This window comes from Vibrio sp. Isolate23 (assembly GCF_022398095.1).
Lineage (GTDB): Bacteria > Pseudomonadota > Gammaproteobacteria > Enterobacterales > Vibrionaceae > Vibrio > Vibrio coralliilyticus_A.
In genome coordinates this window covers 38,984-57,785 of the sequence record NZ_JAKEUV010000002.1, presented here as the reverse complement: position 1 = coordinate 57,785, position 18,802 = coordinate 38,984, and the positions used below count along the sequence as shown (strand labels likewise).

Here is an 18,802-nt window from a genome sequence, read left to right as displayed (position 1 = left end):
AATCCATTTTTGTAAAAAGGGCGGCTTACACCGCCCATTTTGTTGTAATGTATTGCTTAACGGATTGGTGGAGCGTACATAAAGCCGCCCGCATTCCATAGTGCGTTTACACCACGTGAGATTTGTAGTGGAGAGCCCTTACCTACAGTACGTTCAAAGCTTTCACCGTAGTTACCAACTTGTTTGATTACCTGGTAACCCCAGTCATCGCGGATACCAAGGCCTTTACCCTTAGGACCATCCACACCCAAAATACGTTTTACATTCGGATCTTTAGATTTTAGCATCTCGTCAGCATTTTTAGAGGAAATACCATATTCTTCAGCATTCACCATCGCCGAAAGCGTCCACTTGGCAATGTTGAACCATTGATCATCACCTTGACGTACCACTGGGCCTAGTGGTTCTTTAGAGATAATTTCAGGAAGAACTTCTGCTGAGCTTGGATCTTGAAGATTCAGGCGAAGGGCATACAGACCAGATTGGTCTGTGGTTAGGACATCACAACGACCTGCATCAAAACCTTTTGAAGTTTGAGCTGCTGTATCAAATACAACGGGTTTGTATGACATACCATTGTTGCGGAAGTAATCCGCAAGGTTTAGTTCAGTGGTGGTACCGGACTGAACACATACAGATGCACCGTCAAGTTCTTTCGCGCTCTTCAGACCCAAGTCTTTCTTGACCATGAAACCTTGACCGTCGTAGTAATTGACGCCTACGAAGTTCAGACCCAATGCTGTATCACGATGTAGAGTCCACGTAGTGTTACGAGACAGCACATCAATTTCACCAGACTGTAGTGCAGTGAAACGCTCTTTTGCAGTGAGGGGCACATACTTAACTTTAGATTTATCACCAAGAACAGCGGCTGCAAGAGCTTGACAGTATTCAACGTCAATACCTTCCCATTCGCCTTTGGAGTTTGGGTTAGAGAATCCTGGTAGACCGGTACTTACACCACAAGTTAGGAAACCCTGCTTAGTCACTTTATCCAAAGTGCTATCTGCTGCAGAAGCGCTCGTAGACATTAGAGCAGTAGAAGCCGCTACTACAGAAGCAAGAAGTGTTAGTTTGTTCGCCATTTGTATCCTTCCTGTATGATCCATGTTAAACCAGGTAACACCTGATACAACGAATGAAAAAATTGTTGTGTTTCAATAGTTATTGGCTGATTACTCAAATTTGAGTTGTATATAAATCAACCGTTTATAAGAGTAGGAAAGGATCTGTAAATTCTCAAATATATAATTTAAAAAGATTTATTAAACGAATCTACGAATCCAACCTGTGAATAGAATGACCAAATGTTACACGAATGTAAATAGTGCAAGACTTCACACTAATGGTGCAAACATAGAGACTCTCTATAAGTTAGTGTTTACACAATATTTACATTTCGCGCATTGAGTTAGGATTAAAATATAATTCTATAAATAGCATTAAATTTGGTGATAAATTATACGTTTCGCATTGTTGGGTTTATCGATGTGCCCCATTTTTGGTAGTATCGTCTGTATAGGTCGTAACATTGCTCAAGGATAAAAATGCAGTATTTTCCTCTGTTTATGAATCTCACCGACAAACCCGTTCTGGTTGTGGGGGGAGGAGAGGTTGCTTGTCGAAAAGTAGACAGCCTGATTCGTGCGGGGGCGGAAGTCACCATAGTGTCGCCCAATATTGAGCCTTATCTCCAAAAACTTGCCGAAAATGACGAGTGTTTGTGGGTACAGAACTTTTACTCAGAGGAACTACTAGACCGTAAATATCTACAGGTATGGGCAACGACAGACAACCCGGAGCTTAATCATCGTGTTTACCATGATGCGAAAGCGTTAGGTTTATTAGTGAATGTAGTCGATGATCAGCCATATTGTGATTTTATTACACCCTCGATGATAAATCGTGGAAGAATCCAGATTGCGATTTCGAGTGGTGGAGCTTCTCCTGTTTTGGTGCGTAATATCAGAGAGCAATTTGAAGCCACTTTGCCTCAGAACTTGTCATTACTGGCTGACTTTGGAGCATCAAAGCGTACTGACATCAAACAGCGATTACCTTCGGTTGATCTTCGACGAAAGTTTTGGGAGTCGTTCTTTAATCGTCCTGAAACTGAAATGGCAACAAAGCGATCGCAGCTAGAGGACGTCTATTTAAACACGCTTGAAAATAAGCTTGAAGCCCAAGGCTCAGTCACTTGGATAGACTATGGTCATGACGTTGAACTGCTTCCTATCAAGGCATTACGAATCATGCAGCAAGCTGAACTTGTATTTTTTGATAACGCTTGTCCGTTCGAGTTTGTTGATTTGATTAGAAGGGATGCAGAAAGAAAGGAGTATCGTGATGATGTGGACTTATCAGAGAGATTAGCAATGGCAAAAAGTGAGAATTTGAGAGTGGTAATCTTAGTTGCCCCAAGTTCTTCTCAGTATAATTTGCTGAAAAGCAGCGATATTCATATTCGATTGGGTTCAGCCTGAAGTCAGAAAAAACTGAGCCCGCCGTTAGCGGGCTCTGTGAGGATTATGAATAAAAAAGTTAGTCACGAAAATTGTCGTACTGGAACGGTTGGCCGAGGTCGGCTTCGCGAATCATGGCGATGGTTGACTGGAGATCATCACGTTTTTTGCCAGTGACTCGAACCTTCTCACCTTGAATTGACGCTTGCACTTTCAGCTTGGCATCCTTAATCGCTTTAACCACTTTTTTTGCTGTCGGGGTATCAATACCTTGTTTGAAAACAACAATTTGATGCCAGTTTTTGCCTGACGCTTCTTCCGCTTTTGCTTCCATTGCATTAACGTCAACACCACGCTTGGTTAAATGTGAACGTAAAATATCGCGCATTTGCTTTAGTTGGAAGTCACCTTCCGCATTTAAGCGTACCGATTCATCTTTCTGTATTTCGAATGACGCTTCAACACCACGGAAGTCAAAGCGAGTAGACAATTCACGAGATGCGTTATCTACTGCGTTACGAAGTTCAACCGTATCGATTTCAGATATAATATCAAAAGATGGCATTGCTCAATTTCCTTTCTTTAACCGCGTGATCTTACTGCTGATGCCAGCATATCTAGCATAGTTACAGTATCTTCCCAGCTCAAACACGGATCTGTGATTGACTGTCCGTATTTGAGGTTGCTGATGTCCTTCATTGGCTGATTGCCTTCGATAATAAAGCTTTCGGCCATAATACCCGCAATCTGATTTTTACCCGATGTGATTTGTTCGCAAATATTTTGTGCGACATCAAGTTGCTTGCGGTGTTGCTTTTGGCAGTTAGCATGACTGAAATCGACAACCAGACGTGGAGGTAGATCAAACTCTGCTAATTGCTGACAAGCGGCTTCAACAGAATCAGCGTCAAAATTCGGGCCTTTATCACCACCACGAAGAATCACGTGTCCGAATGGATTACCACTTGTGCGATAAACAGTCATGCGGCCATTTTTATCGGGTGAGTAGAAGTAGTGTGAAGCTTTGGACGCACGAATCGCATCGATAGCAATCTTAATGTTTCCGTTGGTGCCGTTCTTAAAGCCTACAGGACAGGATAAAGCAGAGGCCATTTCGCGGTGAATCTGTGACTCTGTAGTACGTGCACCAATGGCTCCCCAAGTAATCAAATCTGCAATATATTGACCAGTGATCATGTCGAGGAACTCGGTCGCAGTCGCTAATCCTAGCTTGTTGATATCTAAAAGCAATTTACGTGCTTTATTGAGGCCCGCTTCCAGTGCGTATGACCCATCTAAATTAGGATCTGTGATTAAGCCTTTCCAACCGACAACGGTGCGAGGCTTTTCAAAATAAGTTCGCATGACAACAAACAATTCGTCTTTGTATTGTTCTTGGATACTTGCAAGACGCTCAGCGTAATCAAGAGCTGCTTCTGTGTCATGGACTGAACAAGGGCCGACGATCACCAACAGACGGTTATCTTCCCCTACAAGAATCTTTTCAATTTGACGGCGAGACTCAGCTATGCGTTCTGCGACATCTTCCGTAATTGGATGGGCGCTTCCAAGCTCTGCCGGAGTCGGCATTGGCCCCAGTGGTTGAGTTCTTAGTTCATCGGTTTTGAGTGGCATACGACAGCCTGTTCTTTTATTGCGAAGCGGTAAAGATAACGGAAACGTCAGTAGGAATAAACCTCTTATCTGCATTCTTAGAGTGCTCATTACTCTAGAGTGAAATTTTATTCACTTATTGTTACTAAAGATGCTTTTTAACTTGTTTTAGAAGAGGACTGTCGGTATGTTCGGTGTAGAACAACACAGTAAAAATGCACGGAGCAGTAATGAGCATTAAAACTTCAGACAATTTGCATTCAGAGCTGAACATCGGCGATGCACTGCCGGGGCCAGAAAACACTTCTGATAGCCCTCATCTCTTTGTTTCTTTATCAGATTTAGCCTCAGAACATATTTTCTATCACCCATGTTATAAGACTGTGAAGTCGACTTTGGATGATGTGGAACGCAACTCTATCGAAGCGATACTGGGCAGCGCTTCTGCTGAGGATCATTTTGTAGCGACGTTAACCGAACAGGTGTTGCAAGCTATTCAACCGAACCACCAGTCAATCCGAGTTGCATTGAGCAGTGCCGATAGCTATGAACTTGGTTCTCTTCTTGGCGGTAAAGTAGAGAGCACAGAGATAAACCCTGCCTTGGGGCTTCGTGGCGTATCTCGTTACGCATCAGAGCCTTTCAATTCAGTTTTTGCTCTCGAATGTAAGGTGATTAAGACACTGCAACAGCAGGGTGTACAAGTGGATATTGTCATCCCATTTGTTAGAGCGCTATCAGATGCTGCAAAAATCATAGATTTATTAGCTGAGCAGGGTTTACCTCGTGGGCTAAATGGTTTGAAAGTACTGTATACCGTTGATGTCCCTTCTGCTGCTCTTATGTCGGAGCGCTTACTGCACTACTTTGATGGTGTGGTCATTAACCTAGAGAACTTAGCTCAATTTACCTTAGGTGTTGACCGACTTAATGAAGAATTAGAGTACCTATTTGATCCGCAAAGTGAAGCGGTTATCGATCTTATCGATAAGTCTGTTAGAGCTGCGAATAGCAGTAGCAAGCCAATCGTTATGATCAGTAGCGGCTTAGCCAGTTATCATAAAATTCAAGATTATATGGTTGAGCATTCGAATATTGAACTTGTAGTGACGCTGTAACCAACGGTTAGGTGATACGGCTATAATTTCATAAGCAAGATGTTAACAAAGTGTTGACATCTTCTTTTGGACAGTATGAACTAGACGTACAAATAATAACATGTCGGACCAGTTTAATGCTCTCTCCAATCGCCAAAGCAAATCTATATCTCAAGCTCTTCGGATTCTTCAAAGTGCCATTGATCTGGCTATGCCGACCTACAATATTAAAACTCGACTCTCAGTCAGTTGAAATTAAAATCCCCCTCAAACGAAAAACAAAAAACCACCTAAATAGTATGTATTTTGGTGTTTTGGCTGTAGGGGCTGATGTGGCGGGCGGTTTCATGGCAATGAGCAAAGCACAAGAGCGTGGGCATAAAGTATCACTGGCATTTAAAGCCGTCGATGGACAGTTCTTGAAGCGACCAGAAAGTGATGTCCATTTCGTTTGCAACGACGGCGCGCTTATTGATCAAATGTTGGATGAAGCATTAGAAACTGGAGAACGAATCAACCAACCGGTCAAAATCACTGCGCTATGCCCAAGCCTACATGGCAACGAGCCGATGGCAGAGTTTCAACTTACTCTTTCATTGAAGAGAATGGGTGGTTGATGTCATCGACCTCCATTTGTTCAATTGCCACAATCTTGTTTCGATTAAGAACAATTTTCCATCGATAAAAGTTGGGCTCGCCATTGTGATTATCTTCTTTCGCGATCAGGTTGATCAGATGTCGCTTTTCAACGGACTCTTTACTAACTTGACCATTATTGAGTGTGTAAACCTTATTTGAACCTTTGTCCATTAAACGCATAAATGGTCTCATACTGAGCATCATGGACTCGCGAGTTTCTTCATAACCACTCATAAACTTGGACGTCGACATTTCTGTTTCTGAACGATAATGCAGGATTTGTTCTTCACGCTGTACAACGCGTTTTTTGCGGATTAATTGAATCCGATCGGGCAACTTGAGGATATTTTTATAATCTAACCACTCAAGCTTTTGGCCGACTGCTTTATTGGTTGTAGGGTCCAAGTAGTATTTACGCCATTTAGGCCTGCCTTTACGTATCCAGCGCCACATAACGTCGCGTAGATCATCTTTAAATATTTCACGTAACGCATAAACGAACGACATCAAAATGATGAAAGAAACGGTGATCTCACCCCAGTAGTCACGAGCTAGGATGGCTGTAATAGTGACGAAAACCATAACAAAGCCGGTTGCAGAGCCTTTGACAACACGCTTCATGTTTTTCCCGAGTGATTGAGTCTTTGCTTTCAATACAACGGGATGCTCAATCAATCGACGTAGCAAACGCATTTTGTTACTAAGCCGTGTTACATCGTCACGAACACTTTCAGAGTTGTAATTGTTGAGCTTGCGGTGTGCGGCTTCTTTCTCAATAATCGCCAGTAATCGATCTTTAATGGTCTTATAATCATTGTCTCTTGGCATATGCGCAATCAACGACATGAATCGTTGACCTGTGTACCAAGAAAGGTAGTTATCAATGTTAGCGTAGTAGCGTTTGAGGCTTTCCTCGTAAGGAATTCCTCGTCTGAGTTTTTTCAGTATATCTAAAGCAAGCTCAATGACTTCATCGACTTCATCTGTCGTAATGACATCGGAATTATGCTTATTAAGCTCATTCACGGCTTTATCTAAAGCAATCACATATTGATAAGCAAACAAACTCAAACTCACGCGATATTGAGTTGAGGATAGGCGGCCACGCTTTGCCAATCGACTGTGTACAAGCGGGAGAAGTGTTTTATCACTATAGTAGGCACGTTTTTGTACGATGGATTCGTAGTAAATCTCACTTTCTTTAAGCACATCGGGCGTTAGGCCAAGTTCGCCAGGAATGAAAAAGTAGAGGTCGAGATCTGACTTCTTAGAGGAAGCCATAGCGTGGGAAATCTTGAGAGTGATGCCGTCCTGCTTATCAACGGTGAGCAAAGAGTACTCCTGAAAAAATTATAATTATCTGGCGAAAGCATAACAGAGTTTCGGTATAATCTCCGCAAATTTAGCAAGAGACAGTTGAAATGATTAAAGTTGGTCAGATAAACCACTTAGAAGTAGTAAAGAAAGCAGATTTTGGCGTATTTCTCGATGCGGAGGATTTTGGAACCAGTTTATTACCAAATAAATTTGTTCCCGAAGGTACCGAAGTCGGTCAGTCTATCGATGCTTTTTTATACTTCGATTCAGACAATCAGCTGGTTGCAACTACAGAAACGCCAATTGCTCAAGTGGGTGAGTGGGGGCTGATGAATATTCAAGGAATTAATAGCACAGGTGCCTTCGCAGATTGGGGCATCAAAGGCAAAGACCTATTGATTCCATTCAGTGAGCAGCGTGGGCGTTTCTCCGAAGGTCAAACTGTCCTTGTATACGTTTATACTGATAAAGCTTCTGGACGAATTGTTGGCACCACCAAGTTCAACAAAGTGTTGGACAAGACGCCAGCAAACTATACACGTAATCAGCAAGTGGATCTCATTATTGCTGAGCGAAGTGACCTTGGTTTTAAAGCGATCGTGGAAGGTGAACATTGGGGAATGATCTTTAAATCTGATGTGTTCGGAAAGCTGTTCATTGGCAAGCGTCTAAAAGGTTATATCAAAGCGGTTAGAGAAGACGGTAAGATCGATCTATCGCTACAGAAAGTCGGTGTGGCTAAAATGGATGACTTGAGTCAGAAAGTTCTAGACCTCCTTGAAAAGAAAGGCGGGTTTCTTCCATTGAACGACAAATCATCACCGGAAAGTATTTTTGCTGCATTTCGTACCAGTAAAGGCACTTTCAAGAAAACAATTGGTGGGTTGTATAAGCAAGGAAAAATTACGATAGAGAAAGATGGGATTCGTATCGCTTCGTAATTGAGTCCAAAAAAAGGCCCGAAGCAGATATTGCTTTGGGCCTAGGGGAATGGCTCTTATGAGCCTGCGCTAACTATTTGATATTCTATGACTTATCATTAACTAAAGTGTAGTACATCATCATCGTTTCGCTAGGCATATGTGGAGTTTTCTACTGAAAAATACCCATTTAGAATAGGTTTTTATCTCGAACTAACTCTCTAGGTAGGCCATTCTTCACTCGATTTCCTACCCATTTTCCCAAGCCAATCACATCGTTACCAAGTTTGACGATCACTTCGCCTTTGCCAGATTGATTTTGCGGTCTGACATCTCTGCCCATGAACCACTCACGAGCCTCATCGACGGATAATACAATGCTGTTAGCTTCACTACCTGAGGCTAAGGCCATTGCCACTTGGTGTTGCCAGCGATAGCCTTTCTTATGTGATTCGGCGATTTTTATCCCCATTCGAGAGAATCTAAACTCTCCAAGCATGGGCTCTAATGCATTGGGGAAAAGCCAAACATCATTATCACGTAGCCATACTGCAGCATCTTGTGGAAGTTTAATCCCCAAACTTTCGTTCAGCTGTTTACTAATATCCTGCTGAACTTTTTTAGACGCTTTTTCAAATGGGAATTTGCCCAAGCGTTTCTTGACTTGTGGTGCTTCGGCTGAACCTAGCTTTTTGACCTTTGCTACAAAGAATCCCTCACAATCGTACATCTGAGGAAAAATATGCAGGAAACCTTCCTCGGTGAGTGCTTTTTCGGCGCCGGGGAATAGGGAGTTGAGTGGCTGAAATTCAATTAGGTCACCAAACTTTTCTTTCAAGTACAAACAGACATGTTGGTTTTCCTCAATACTTAAGGTGCATGTTGAGTAGACCATCGTGCCTTCTGGTTTTAGAGCGTGAAATGCGCTTTCTATCAAATCTTTTTGTGTATCAGAAATCGAAATAACGGATTCTTTACTCCAGTTTTTCATCGCATCGGCATCTTTGCGAACAGTACCTTCGCCAGAACACGGAGCATCGATCAACACGGCATCAAACTGTTCCGGTAACCAACCACCAAAGACCCGACCGTCATAGTTGCTTAATGCAGTGTTTCGAACACCGCAACGTTCAATGTTTGCATGTAATACCTTGACTCGACTGGCCGAGAATTCATTGGCAACTAATACGCCATTATTTCTCATACTTGCGGCAATTTGAGTAGTTTTTGAGCCTGGGGCTGCAGCCATGTCCAAGACACGATGAAATTCGTTTTTTCCTTCAAAAAGAGCAGCTGCAGGCATCATGGAGCTGGCTTCCTGAATGTAGAACAAGCCAGACATATGCTCTGCTGTGTTACCTAAAGGTGTGTCAGATTCATCTGCCTCAATCCAAAAGCCTTCGGTACACCAAGGGACTGGTGTAAGGCGCCAACCTTTATCAGAGGCACGTCGGGTAAAATCATCAATGGAAATCTTCAGGGTATTGACGCGGATACTTTTGCGCAGTGGACGTTGGCATGCGGCGATGAAGTCGTCCATATAGAGGCCATCAGGAAGTATAGCCTCCATCTCTTTCAAGAATTCTTCTGGTAAGTAGACGTTCTGATGCAAGGTTCTGTCTCGGTTTGTAAAGAGGCAGGGATTATAGCGGATAGAAAAACAAAACGCAGCGAGATATCGCTGCGTTTTATTAGGTTACTGACGTTATGGCTTGGGTATGGCTGTACGCCATGCATTCCAGTTTTCTTCTGGTGTAGGGTAAAGAAAGAAGGATTGTCCTTCTTGAGCGGCGGGTTGCAGTTGATTACCCTCAGGAGTTGAGAAGGTAATTCCGCCCCGAACAAGGCTATCTATGGTGCCCGCTTTAATGTTGGCCCCACCAAGACCGATTGAAACATCGACGCCAGAAGTGTTCCAGAACACGCTGTTTCGACGGACGAGGTAAGCGTATTTTGGATTGATGGAGATAGTTGATACAACGCGATCGGCGAACTCACCAAGTTCGACATTGGTGACTTTACCGACCTCAATCTCTCTGTAGAGAACGGGAGTCCCTTTGGTGACTGAGCCGCGAGATTCGCTCTGTAATGTGAAACTCACTCCTTGGCTGTCTTTTTCTTCCTTGTGTAAAGTGAAAGCGTGCTCTGGCTTACCTGAACCTGGGGTGACATTGATCGTTTGCGTGAGCAGGTTTTGTAGGTTCTTAACGCCATCTAAGCCTAACGTAGCTTGCTCAACCCAGAAATAGCTGTTTTCTCTTGCCAATTTGTCAGCATACTCTGGAAGCACACGAAGTTTGATCTCAACTCGTTTGTGGTTAAAGTCAGGTATGACTAAGGTCACTTCACCAACTTTGACGCCGTTGTATTTGACAGCGGTACCTTTGGTGATGTTGTTCTCGCCCTCAGCATTGAGTGTTATGACATGGCCAAATTTTCTAGCCGTTTTAAAATCTTGGTAAAGCAGCCATTTGTTATTCTGTTTATTCTCGACGCCGGGTAAAGAGTCAAACGCGATGCCACCTTGAATCAAGGATTTTAGCGGTGCAGCCTTGACACTGAAACCTGAAAGACTGGCGTCTACTTCGACGCCAGAACGGTTCCAGAAAACCGTTTGCTCTGTTATAAGGTGCTTGTATTGGTTTTCAATACTGGCTGAAATAATGATGCCCCCGTCGACTAAGTGGAAGTCTGAAATACTTCCAACCTGTAGGTTGCGGTAAAGTAGGGGACTTCCCTTGCTAATTGGTGGCAACTCATTAGCGAAGAGCGTGATCATCTGTGAACCAGACATGTTGTATTTGGCGAGTTCAGCCAGCGATTTACTTGGGTAGAGAGTATATTGCTCTCTAGGGTCTTGATCCCCTTCACTGACATAGCTAATCGAACCAGTCAAAAGCTGTTGGGCGGGAGGAACGCTAATGTTCAGGCCTGATTCTGTCAATTCAGCGGTGGCGCTGCCTGTTACAAAAAAGCGGTTCTGCGACTTAATCGTCTTTGCGTAAGCTTTGTCCACCAGCACATCTAAATGCACTTTTTCGTTGATTAAGGAAACGTTAGTTACTTCACCGACCGTGATCCCACGATAAAGAACATTAGCACCGGCTCCTAAGCCAAATGAGTTGTCAGCAATCAACGTAATGGCGACTGATTTAGCTTGTTGCTTGTTGAACTGCTCTTTCCGAATGGCGTTGAAGTAACGAGAGCGCTCGCCTTTACCTGGCACGAGAGTGAGGAAATTGCCTTTCACCAAGTTAGTTAGGTTTTCTACACCAGAAAGAGAGACTTTCGCTTCTTCGAGGATAAAATTACTTCCGCTCGTCAGCATGTCTGAGAAAGCAGGCTGAATGGCTGCTGAGGCGACAATTTCCTTTCGGCCATTACTAAGTTGTAAATCAGTAATCTGACCAATTTCAATCCCTCTATACATGATGGGAGCGCCAGTTGGGCTGATCTGATTATCATCTGGAAGTGTGATTTTGATTGGTATACCTCGCCCCGCAGTTTTTAGATCGGGGTAAAGTTTAAATCTCGTATTATCTGCAACCGGCTCGCCACCGTCTGGAGAATCAACCGCAATAGAGCCTCCAATTAAAGCACTCAAGCTCTCCAATCGCACATCAACGCCATCAAAACCGATATTGGCACCCAGACCACTGACGTTCCAAAAGCGGCTTTCATCAGTGATAATTGTCCGATATTCATCGCGGATAGAAGCTTGAATTAGTACATTTTTACCGTGTTCATCAAGCTGATAGCTGTATACCTCACCAATTGGGATTTTACGATAAACTATCTGAGAACCGACGGAAATACCGCCGAGATCTTCTGCCCGTAAAGTAATACTAAGCCCCTCACGAGTCAGAATATCTGAAGGCGCGCGTTCCAGTGCGGTAAATTTGGTTTCTGGTTCAGAAGAGTTATCACTTGGTTGGATAGCAATATAGTTACCGGAGACCAAAGCATCTAACCCGGAAATACCTGAGAGACTTGCCGTGGGCTTCACCATCCAGAAGCGTGTTTCTTTTGATAGCAACTTAGTGGCTTCAGGATAAATATCCGCGTCGACATAGATACTTTCTAAATTTTCGGAGAGGTTGATATCACGCACCATTCCCACTTCTAGGCCTTGGTAGCGAATCGTTGTTCTACCCGCCACTAGCCCTTGAGCATCAGAGAAATAGATTTGAATTCGCTGACCCGCATCATTAATTGCCTTAACTACTAACCATCCTGCTAAAACCATGGTTAAAACAGGTAAAAGCCATAAAGGCGATATCCCCTTGTTACGCTTGATATCTGGTGAGTAAGAAGGTTGATTAGAAGATGAATTAGTCATTTAAAGGCTCTTCTTTTTTCTCTGAGTTATTTTTTGCCGGATCAGAGTAATTGTCCCAGAGTAACCTGGGATCAATACTTTCAGCAGCTAGCATAGTCAGTACAACAACGATTCCAAATGCGACAGCCCCATATCCAGGGGTAAAATCTAGAATCTGACCACGATCCACCAATGTCATCATAATGGATATCACAAACAGGTCCATCATAGACCAACGTCCAATCCACTTAATAACAAAATAAATAGTCATTCGTTGGCGGTGAAACACTTTACGTTTTAATTGGATAGCTAACAATAAATAGGCCAAACCGATGATTTTTGCTACAGGTACGACAATGCTGGCTACGAATATAATGACAGCAATGCCTGGCATTCCATTCTTCACAAGTGATGCCACACCGGAAAAAATCGTGTCTTCCAATCGTTGGCCATTCGTAATTAAGATAGAAATTGGGATGAGGTTGGCAGGGAAAATAGCAATGGTAGCGGCAACTAAATAGGACCATGTCAGTGGTATTGAATGCGGCTTTCGATGATAGATTGGTTTATGGCAACGAACACATTCTAAGCCTTCCGGCTGAGATAGGTGACAATGGTGACAGTGCAGCTGCTTCTCTTTGAATTGGTATGAAAACTCTGATTCATACGCTTCCCAATAATGTCGAACACTAACACGAGTTACCAGCATAACGGTGGCGACTTGCAATAGGACTAAGCCATATAAGCCTACACCAACATAAATATCGGAATAATCTTGAAGTTTGAAACATGAAATAGCGACACTAACAAGAAAGACATCGATCATGACCCAATTTTTAAGATGTTGGATCAAATAAAGGGAATGTTTGAGCAATTGGAAGTCACGACGTTTTAATGCAAGATGAGCAGTTAATACGGAGCCGCTCACAAGCAACGGGGCGATTGAGCTACAGAAAATAATCAAGACCGATAGGAAAATAAACCCTTCATTGAATAATGTGACGACACCTGAAGGTAGCGTCGCTGGAATCATTACTCCGAACAAGCGAATGCTAATAAAGTCAAAGAAGTGAGAGGGGATAAACAACAACAAGCAGGTTATTGCGATGGCTAAATTGCCAGATAGAGAAGGTGTTCCCCCCCTATATAGCTGACTACCACAACGAGGGCAGAATGCGCTTTTGCCTCGAGCGACTGCAACGGTATCAATAGGCAACTCGCAGCCATGGCATAACCTAATATGAGACGTTTCAGATAAGTGCGGTGCAAGCTTTTGCGGAGGGCTCATAACGCCCTCCTTAAATGGCATACAGTCAGGGTTTTAGGCGTGCGATTGAACGCTTCCATAAAGCGTCTGGTATAATCCTTCTTGTTCAACCAACTCAACATGCGTTCCTGCCTGTGTAACTTGTCCATCTTCTAAAACGTAGATCAAATCAGCCTGTTTTACTGCCGAGAGTCGATGCGCCACAATCAAGGTTGTGCGCCCATTCAAAAACTCTGTCAGCGCTTTGTGCAGTGCTGCCTCGGTAGCGGTGTCTAAAGCAGAAGTCGCTTCATCCAGAATGACAAACTTAGAATCGCTTAAAATCATACGAGCGATTGCTAGGCGCTGCCTTTGTCCGCCTGATAAACGAATGCCATTTCGGCCCACTTGAGTATCTAAGCCATCACTTAACTGGCTAATGACATCTTGCATCTGTGCGATATCAAGAGCACGCCATAGTTGTAGATCATCGTAGTCGGAACCGAGTGTCAAATTATGCCTTAAACTGTCGTTGAATAGTATAGGTTGTTGTAATACAACAGCAATTTGATCACGAATTACATCAAAACTGATATCATCGGTTGTCTCACCATTGAATCGTATGATGCCTGAGTCTTGGCGATAAACACCAATGAGCAACTGAATTAGTGTCGATTTTCCACCACCGCTTGCACCAACTAATGCCACTTTTTTCCCTGCGGGAATACTAAGACTCAAATTATTGAGGACTCGGCTCTCTTCATTGTAAGAAAAGTCAACGTTTTCGATTCTAACATCCACTTCTCTATCTTCAGTGAATGGGTTGGTTTTGCTGATAGGGCGATGCTCTTCTTCTAAATCAAGGAGAGCATTAATACGGGCCATTGCAGCTTTTGCGCTATACCAAGAAAACTGAATACCGAGTAGCTCCTGTACCGGGCTAAGCATAAACCAAAGGTAGCCAAAGACGGCAAAAATCTGTCCGATGGTTAAATCACTAAACAGGACCATTAACATGGCTACTGCGCGAAAAAGTTCAAAGCCCAAGAGGAATAGCAAGAAAGAAACTCGACCAGCTGCTTCTGATTGCCATGCGTATTTATCCGCATCAAGGCGAACTTGGTTTGCCTGCTGCTTTAACTCGCCGAGAAACTCACGCTCGCGATTAGCTGCTCGTAGTTGATAAATACCGTCTAAGGTCTCGACCAGCCGGTTTTGGAAGCGCTCGAAGGACTGGTTTTCCCTTTTTTTAAGATGCTTAACTTTACTGCCGAGTTTGCGAGAGAAGTAGATAACAATAGGGTTGACTAGAAGAATAAATAGCCCAAGGCGCCATTCCAACCAAAGCAATACACCAGCGGTGCCGATAACTGTAAGTAAGCTGATAAGAAACTTGCTTAGAGTCGTCCCAATAAATTGATCGATGGTTTCCACATCGGTGATTAAGTGAGCATTAATGCCACCACTACCACGAGTTTCGTATTGTCTGATACTAATACGCCCCAACTTATCAATCATTTTACTTCGCATTTGATAAGTGATGGTCTTGGAAATTAACGTAAACTGTCGCCCCTGAAGAATATTCAGTCCTTGGCTGACGGTGCGCATGAGAATGACGAGAAGTAGTGTCAAGAAGATATAACCTGTTGGAGTGTGCATTGAAACAGGTAACACTTTATTCATCAACTCGAGGCCGGTTGCAGGCTGGTTTAGAAGAACTTCATCAACCATTAAAGGCATCAAAAGCGGGATAGGGACACTCACAAGAGTGGCTATCAACGCGATAATATTAGCGAGAACAAGCTTCGACTTGTGTTGTTTTACTTGAGTTATTAGCCAAGAACGGCTAATAGTGTTGGGGTTATCAGACATTATAATGAGAATGCTTACTATTTATAATTTACGGAAGATTGTACGTTGATTCATGATGGAAGTCTCTCATTTTCAAATGGAAGTCAGTATGAAAATAGAACATTACCACCGCTTAACCAAGCAAGCTGTCGCACTTTTAGAATCGGAAAAAGACCTTATCGCCAACTTATCTAATTTAAGTGCTCTTTTGAACATGGAGCTTGAGGAACTTAATTGGGTGGGCTTTTATCTAATGAAAGAAGGGGAACTGGTCCTTGGGCCATTTCAAGGTAAACCTGCGTGCGTAAGAATTCCTGTGGGTCGTGGGGTGTGCGGTACTGCTGTTGCAACGAATACTGTCCAGAGAATTCATGATGTGCATGAGTTTGAAGGCCATATTGCGTGTGATGCGGCGAGTAATTCTGAGATCGTCATTCCATTTAGCATTAACGGTAATATTGTAGGTGTTCTGGATATTGATAGTCCGAAAGTCGGCCGATTTAGTGAAACAGATGAAGAAGGTTTGACTTTTTTGATGAGCGAAGTGGAAAAGCTGCTTAATTCACACGCTATCAGTGCATAATTTCCAGATTGAGTGTGGTTTTTCGCTTGCAGGTCACTATAATACCTGAAATATTTATCTTAATGCTCGCGGACAGACCGCACTAACCAGGACTCCTCATGGAAAACACTGAAAAGTTAAAAAACAGCAAAGAAGTTATTGCCTATATTGCTGAATGTTTCCCTAAGTGCTTTACTTTAGAAGGTGAAGCAAAACCACTTAAAATTGGTATTTTTCAAGATCTTGCGGAACGTCTAAGTGACGATCCTAAGGTGAGTAAAACTCAGCTTCGTGCAGCGTTAAGACAGTACACTTCATCATGGCGTTACCTACACGGTGTCAAACCGGGGGCGACTCGTGTTGATCTAGATGGCAATCCAGCGGGTGAGCTAGAAGAAGAGCATGTTGAACACGCGAAAACAGCACTAGCTGAAAGCAAAGCAAAAGTGCAAGCTCGTCGTAAAGAGCAAGCTCAAAAAGCTCGTGAAGAAGGTAAAGCGAAAGCTAAACCGGCGAATAAAAAGCCACAGAGCCGTCGCCCACAGCAAAATAAAACACAGAAAGCCAACAAACCAGTAGAAACGCGTGCTTTGAACGCTGACGAAATGACGATCGGTAATCAAGTAAACGTAAATATGGGCAAAGGAAACATGGCTGCGACTATCGTTGAAATTAATAAGGAAGATGTGCGTGTTCAACTGTCTAACGGCCTGCAAATGGTTGTTAAAGCGGAGCACCTGCGCGCATAAAGGAGATACTCCTACGCATGAAATGCCGTTCAAAATTGTCGCTGATTGCTGCTAGCCTCTGGCTGGCAGCTTCTTCAGCAAGCGCTCTTGAAGCGAAAATTAACCTCGAAGACTTACCTGTCTTAACTCCCGAAGATCAACATGCAACTGCAAGTAAACGTGTTACCTCACGTTTCACTCGCTCCCATTACAAACACTTCACTCTCAACGATCAGTTTTCTCAAGCGATATTTCAGCGCTATATTGAATCTCTTGATTTCAACAGAAATGTATTCACTCAAGCTGACATCGATTCATTCAATAAGGTAGCTTTGGATATTGATGACCAACTAAAGTCAGGTAATAACCAAATCGCTTTTGACATCTATAACTTGTCGATGAAACGTCGCTACGAAAGGTTTGTCTATGCGTTGTCTCTACTTGATAACGAAATGAAGTTTGATACAGATGAAAGTATTGAGCTTGATCGTAGTGAAGCGGCTTGGCCGAAAGATACAGCAGAGCTTAATGAACTATGGAGAAAACGTGTTAAATATGATGCGTTGAATCTCAAGCTAACCGGTAAAAACTGGGATGAAATTAAAGACGTTTTAGGCAAACGTTATAACAACGCACTCAAGCGCCTCAGCCAAACTCATAATGAGGATGCATTCCAACTGTATATGAATGCGTTTGCTCGAGAAGTGGACCCACACACCAGTTACCTTTCTCCTCGAAATGCTGAGCAGTTCCAAACAGAGATGAATTTGTCTCTAGAAGGTATTGGCGCGGTTCTTCAAATGACAGATGATTACACTGTTATTCGTTCATTAGTTGTTGGCGGCCCAGCATCCAAGAGCAAACAATTGGCTGAAGGTGATCGTATCATCGGTGTTGGTCAGGATGGCGAAGGTATCGTTGATGTTATAGGCTGGAGGTTGGATGATGTTGTTCAACTAATCAAAGGGCCGAAGGGCACTAAAGTGTATCTGCAAATCTTGCCTGAAGGTAAAGATGCTAACGCGGAAGTCATTACCATTATTCGAGATAAAATCCGACTTGAAGACCGCGCTGTAAAGTCTGAGGTGGTTGAAAAAGATGGTAAGAAGATTGGTATACTAGAAGTACCAAGCTTTTATGTTGGCCTTGCGAAAGACACAGATAAGTTGATTACAGAACTGAAAGGTAAAGGTGTTGACGGTATCATTGTTGATCTTCGTAACAATGGTGGTGGAGCACTGACGGAAGCGACGGCTTTATCCGGCCTTTTTATTACCAGTGGGCCAGTGGTGCAAGTTCGCGACAGTTACGGGCGTGTCAATGTGAATAGTGACACTGATGGTAAAATCAGTTATGACGGCCCTATGACAGTTCTTATTAATCGATACAGTGCATCGGCTTCAGAAATTTTTGCTGCTGCAATGCAAGACTATGGCCGAGCAATCGTTCTTGGTGAAAACTCATTTGGTAAAGGGACTGTTCAACAGCATCGCTCTTTAAATCATATTTATGATCTATTTGATAAAGAGCTGGGTTATGTACAGTACACGATTCAAAAGTTTTATCGCATCGATGGTGGAAGTACTCAGAACAAAGGTGTTGCACCCGATATTGCGTTCCCAACCCCGATCGAACCAAATGATACGGGTGAAAGCGTTGAGGACAATGCGCTGCCTTGGGATAGTATTGATAAGGCTAAATATGAAGTGTTACAGCGTAACGCTAAATTAATCAAAAAACTAGATGCTCAGCATCAGGCAAGAATAGCTAAGGATTTAGAATTCCAGTTTATTTCTGAGGATATTTCTAAATACAAAGCGGAAAAAGACGATAATACTTTGTCTCTTAACGAGAAAGTTCGTAAGGATGAAAGTGATAAAGCGGATGACGATCGCTTGGCTCGTATTAATTTAAGGCAAACTGCTCATGGAGAGAAACCATTTAAATCTCTTGATGACGTGCCAAAAGATTATGAAGCTCCAGATGCATACTTGGATGAGTCGATAGCTATCATGGTTGATATGATTAAGTAATTGAAATATTTGAAA

The 18,802-nt window shown here is 43.0% G+C and carries 15 protein-coding genes; 7 read left to right on the top strand and 8 right to left on the bottom strand.

What is annotated here, in order from left to right:
- Positions 1 to 56: 56 nt before the first annotated feature.
- A complete protein-coding gene (locus tag L1D31_RS07330) occupies positions 57 to 1,085 on the bottom strand; it encodes an amino acid ABC transporter substrate-binding protein (protein WP_099609250.1) in 1,029 nt (342 codons plus the stop codon).
- A gap of 462 nt (positions 1,086 to 1,547) precedes the next feature.
- Here L1D31_RS07330 and L1D31_RS07325 point away from each other — a divergent pair, with 462 nt between their 5' ends.
- The gene (locus L1D31_RS07325; RefSeq protein ID WP_239836439.1) at positions 1,548 to 2,483 is read left to right on the top strand and encodes a siroheme synthase; all 936 of its coding nucleotides are present in this window, start codon (positions 1,548 to 1,550) and stop codon (positions 2,481 to 2,483) included.
- A 58-nt stretch (positions 2,484 to 2,541) separates the two neighbouring features.
- Here the strand turns inward: L1D31_RS07325 and L1D31_RS07320 are convergent, their stop codons facing one another.
- Both L1D31_RS07320 and L1D31_RS07315 read right to left on the bottom strand, forming a co-directional pair.
- The gene (locus tag L1D31_RS07320) at positions 2,542 to 3,027 is read right to left on the bottom strand and encodes a YajQ family cyclic di-GMP-binding protein (RefSeq protein WP_239836438.1); all 486 of its coding nucleotides are present in this window, start codon (positions 3,025 to 3,027) and stop codon (positions 2,542 to 2,544) included.
- Between the two features lie 17 nt (positions 3,028 to 3,044).
- Positions 3,045 to 4,097, bottom strand: coding sequence for a 3-deoxy-7-phosphoheptulonate synthase (locus tag L1D31_RS07315; protein WP_239836894.1), 1,053 nt, complete (start codon positions 4,095 to 4,097; stop codon positions 3,045 to 3,047).
- Positions 4,098 to 4,306: 209 nt separating this feature from the next.
- Between L1D31_RS07315 and L1D31_RS07310 the strand changes: the two genes are divergently transcribed.
- Both L1D31_RS07310 and L1D31_RS07305 read left to right on the top strand, forming a co-directional pair.
- Positions 4,307 to 5,194: a putative PEP-binding protein gene (locus L1D31_RS07310; protein WP_239836437.1), complete on the top strand. Its 888-nt coding sequence runs from the start codon at positions 4,307 to 4,309 to the stop codon at positions 5,192 to 5,194.
- Between the two features lie 116 nt (positions 5,195 to 5,310).
- A complete protein-coding gene (locus tag L1D31_RS07305; RefSeq protein ID WP_239836436.1) occupies positions 5,311 to 5,790 on the top strand; it encodes a DUF4442 domain-containing protein in 480 nt (159 codons plus the stop codon).
- Here L1D31_RS07305 and L1D31_RS07300 read toward each other — a convergent pair.
- Complete coding sequence (locus L1D31_RS07300) at positions 5,759 to 7,144, bottom strand: hypothetical protein (RefSeq protein WP_239836435.1); 1,386 nt, start codon at positions 7,142 to 7,144, stop codon at positions 5,759 to 5,761. The genes L1D31_RS07305 and L1D31_RS07300 overlap by 32 nt on opposite strands.
- Before the next feature lie 89 nt (positions 7,145 to 7,233).
- On the opposite strand from L1D31_RS07300, the gene L1D31_RS07295 reads away from it, so the two are divergent.
- Positions 7,234 to 8,070, top strand: a complete 837-nt coding sequence (locus L1D31_RS07295) for a S1-like domain-containing RNA-binding protein (protein WP_239836434.1) — start codon at positions 7,234 to 7,236, stop codon at positions 8,068 to 8,070.
- A 169-nt stretch (positions 8,071 to 8,239) separates the two neighbouring features.
- On the opposite strand, the gene rsmF is transcribed toward L1D31_RS07295, so the two are convergent.
- The 4 genes from rsmF to L1D31_RS07275 all read right to left on the bottom strand — a co-directional run bounded on the left by rsmF (position 8,240) and on the right by L1D31_RS07275 (position 15,485).
- Positions 8,240 to 9,661 carry a 16S rRNA (cytosine(1407)-C(5))-methyltransferase RsmF gene (gene rsmF, locus L1D31_RS07290; protein WP_239836433.1) on the bottom strand — a complete coding sequence of 474 codons (1,422 nt, stop codon included), beginning with the start codon at positions 9,659 to 9,661 and terminating at the stop codon, positions 8,240 to 8,242.
- 93 nt (positions 9,662 to 9,754) lie between these two features.
- On the bottom strand, positions 9,755 to 12,388 hold the full coding sequence (locus tag L1D31_RS07285; RefSeq protein ID WP_239836432.1) for an MlaD family protein: 2,634 nt from the start codon (positions 12,386 to 12,388) through the stop codon (positions 9,755 to 9,757).
- Positions 12,381 to 13,655, bottom strand: coding sequence for a paraquat-inducible protein A (locus tag L1D31_RS07280; RefSeq protein WP_239836431.1), 1,275 nt, complete (start codon positions 13,653 to 13,655; stop codon positions 12,381 to 12,383). Before L1D31_RS07280 ends, L1D31_RS07285 begins: the two co-directional genes overlap by 8 nt.
- A 33-nt stretch (positions 13,656 to 13,688) precedes the next feature.
- Complete coding sequence (locus tag L1D31_RS07275) at positions 13,689 to 15,485, bottom strand: ABC transporter ATP-binding protein (protein WP_239836430.1); 1,797 nt, start codon at positions 15,483 to 15,485, stop codon at positions 13,689 to 13,691.
- A gap of 88 nt (positions 15,486 to 15,573) precedes the next feature.
- Here L1D31_RS07275 and L1D31_RS07270 point away from each other — a divergent pair, with 88 nt between their 5' ends.
- The 3 genes from L1D31_RS07270 (at position 15,574) to prc (ending at position 18,787) form a co-directional block, all read left to right on the top strand.
- Complete coding sequence (locus L1D31_RS07270) at positions 15,574 to 16,047, top strand: GAF domain-containing protein (protein WP_239836429.1); 474 nt, start codon at positions 15,574 to 15,576, stop codon at positions 16,045 to 16,047.
- Positions 16,048 to 16,145: 98 nt separating this feature from the next.
- The gene (gene proQ, locus L1D31_RS07265; RefSeq protein ID WP_239836428.1) at positions 16,146 to 16,775 is read left to right on the top strand and encodes an RNA chaperone ProQ; all 630 of its coding nucleotides are present in this window, start codon (positions 16,146 to 16,148) and stop codon (positions 16,773 to 16,775) included.
- Between the two features lie 17 nt (positions 16,776 to 16,792).
- The gene (gene prc / locus L1D31_RS07260) at positions 16,793 to 18,787 is read left to right on the top strand and encodes a carboxy terminal-processing peptidase (protein ID WP_239836427.1); all 1,995 of its coding nucleotides are present in this window, start codon (positions 16,793 to 16,795) and stop codon (positions 18,785 to 18,787) included.
- The last annotated feature ends 15 nt before the right edge of the window (positions 18,788 to 18,802 follow it).